The following is a 1866-nucleotide window of genomic DNA, read 5'->3' on the forward strand; positions in this document are numbered from 1 at the left end:
AGATTAATTAAACGGGCGGTATATCCGCCCAGTTTTTTTATTATTTATCTTTTCGGGATTTATTTCTTTTAAAATCCGCAAGGCTAATGACGGGTGCTTTTCTTTTTTTTCTTTTGCGTGGTTTTATAACCGGAATATTATTATCATAAATAAACATGACAGGGGTATCATTTTCGTTCCTAATTTCAATATTATCAAAATTAATATCTTCCCCATGAAAATAAAGATTAACGCCGGAGAGAAATTCAATGTTATAAAATTGTAATTCCTCAATCGCTTCAAAAATTGCCTTCTTAAGACTTTTTTTATTCCAGCGACCTGTAAATTTTATTCTCATTGTTATCATTCCTTAATTTAATGTTTATTTACTGGTGCTGATTATTTTTTATTTTACGATAAACTTCGTTAATTTTTCGGGCGTAAATTAATCTTCGTTTATTCTGTATTTCATTGTTTTTAAATCCGGCATTATAAGCGCCTATTGCTTGCCAGGTTACACCCCATTTATTAAATGCCAGCGCTAAAAAATAAGCGCCAGTATAAATATTCATACAAGCATCATTTCTTAATTGATAAGGGGTAATACCTAACGATTTAAGATAAGGGCACCTCGAAAAACTCAAGATTTTCGAGGTGCCCAATAATGTAAAAAATATTATGGAGATTAATTTTTTAAATATGGGAATATTTAATGTTAACGTAAATTAATGTAATTTTTTTTGTTAATTAAAAATGTGGGCTAAAATGTAATTTACAGCTATCCACTTTTAATGGAGCGTCCGATGAAAAAAATCTTAATAACCGGGTCAAGTGGTTTAATCGGTCAAGCGCTTTGTAAAAAAATTGATAAATTCTATTGGATAGAAAAATTTGATAGCAAATTGCCTGAAGATTCTTCTGAATACGGTGACATTCTTCTTCCTAAGATATTACAACAACGGCTAAAACATTGTGATGGCGTTATCCATTTAGCCGCTATTTCTCGGGTTATTTGGGGTGAAAAACAACCGGATATTTGTTGGGAAACTAATGTCACGGGGACAAATAATGTCCTTGATTTAGCATACCAATCCCCTAAAAAACCCTGGGTATTATATGCAAGCAGCCGAGAGGTTTATGGGCAGCAACAGTTATTCCCTGTTAAAGAATCAGCACCCTTGCAACCATTAAACATTTATGCCAATTCGAAAGTCACAGCGGAAGGATTGGTTGCAAAATACAAATTAAAGGGATTAAAAACCGCAATTTTACGTTTTTCGAGTGTATACGGAAGTATTGATGATCATCATGATCGGGTTGTACCCGCTTTTTGTCAAGCTGCTGTCACAGGAAAACCCATTCATATTGAGGGACCCACTAATATGTTTGATTTTACACATGTTACCGATGTGGTTGAAGCGATATTTAAAGTTATAAAGCGTCTAGAACAAGGACAAGAATTACCCACGATGCATATTACATCGGGTCAACCTGTTTCCTTAGAAACACTGGCAAAATTGGTCAACGGCTCTGCCAAGCATCCACTCAAGCTCATTATCGATCCCCCTCGATGTTTCGATGTTTCAACATTTTATGGTGATAACAGCTTAATACGTCGTTTATTGAATTGGGTTCCTAAAATAGATATTGAAACAGGCATTTCTCTGTTAATAAACGATTTTTATCAAAAAAAATCGGCATAATTTTGGCGAGGATTGAAGATGAGAATACTAAAAATCATTCATGGATATCCCCCTCATTATGAGGCTGTCGCAAAAGGGGTGGAATTTTTTTTTCAACAATATCCCACCGTGCAGATTTTCTCTTTTTCTGATTTTAGTTTGTACAAATAATAGACTGAAAATCATCCATAATATCAGAGCAACC

The 1866-nt window shown here is 34.1% G+C and carries 2 protein-coding genes and 1 pseudogene; 1 reads left to right on the forward strand and 2 read right to left on the reverse strand.

Annotated elements, in window-relative coordinates; all coding sequences use genetic code 11:
• Positions 1–40: 40 nt before the first annotated feature.
• Together CBG25_RS16815 and CBG25_RS16820 are read right to left on the reverse strand one after the other, a co-directional pair.
• Complete coding sequence (locus CBG25_RS16815) at positions 41–337, reverse strand: hypothetical protein (protein ID WP_290605180.1); 297 nt, start codon at positions 335–337, stop codon at positions 41–43.
• A 28-nt stretch (positions 338–365) separates the two neighbouring features.
• Positions 366–587: pseudogene (locus CBG25_RS16820) on the reverse strand (transglycosylase SLT domain-containing protein); the annotation flags it as partial.
• Positions 588–782: 195 nt separating this feature from the next.
• Between CBG25_RS16820 and CBG25_RS16825 the strand changes: the two are divergent.
• Positions 783–1682: an NAD(P)-dependent oxidoreductase gene (locus CBG25_RS16825; protein ID WP_290608065.1), complete on the forward strand. Its 900-nt coding sequence runs from the start codon at positions 783–785 to the stop codon at positions 1680–1682.
• The last annotated feature ends 184 nt before the right edge of the window (positions 1683–1866 follow it).

Origin of the sequence: Arsenophonus sp. ENCA (assembly GCF_002287155.1) — a bacterium.
GTDB lineage: Bacteria > Pseudomonadota > Gammaproteobacteria > Enterobacterales > Enterobacteriaceae > Arsenophonus > Arsenophonus nilaparvatae.

What these genes read in the sequence shown, in the direction of transcription:
- CBG25_RS16815 (WP_290605180.1), bottom strand. Translation starts at nt 337, where the DNA reads ATGAGAATAAAATTTACAGGTCGCTGGAATAAAAAAAGTCTTAAGAAG.
- CBG25_RS16825 (WP_290608065.1), top strand. Translation starts at nt 783, where the DNA reads ATGAAAAAAATCTTAATAACCGGGTCAAGTGGTTTAATCGGTCAAGCG.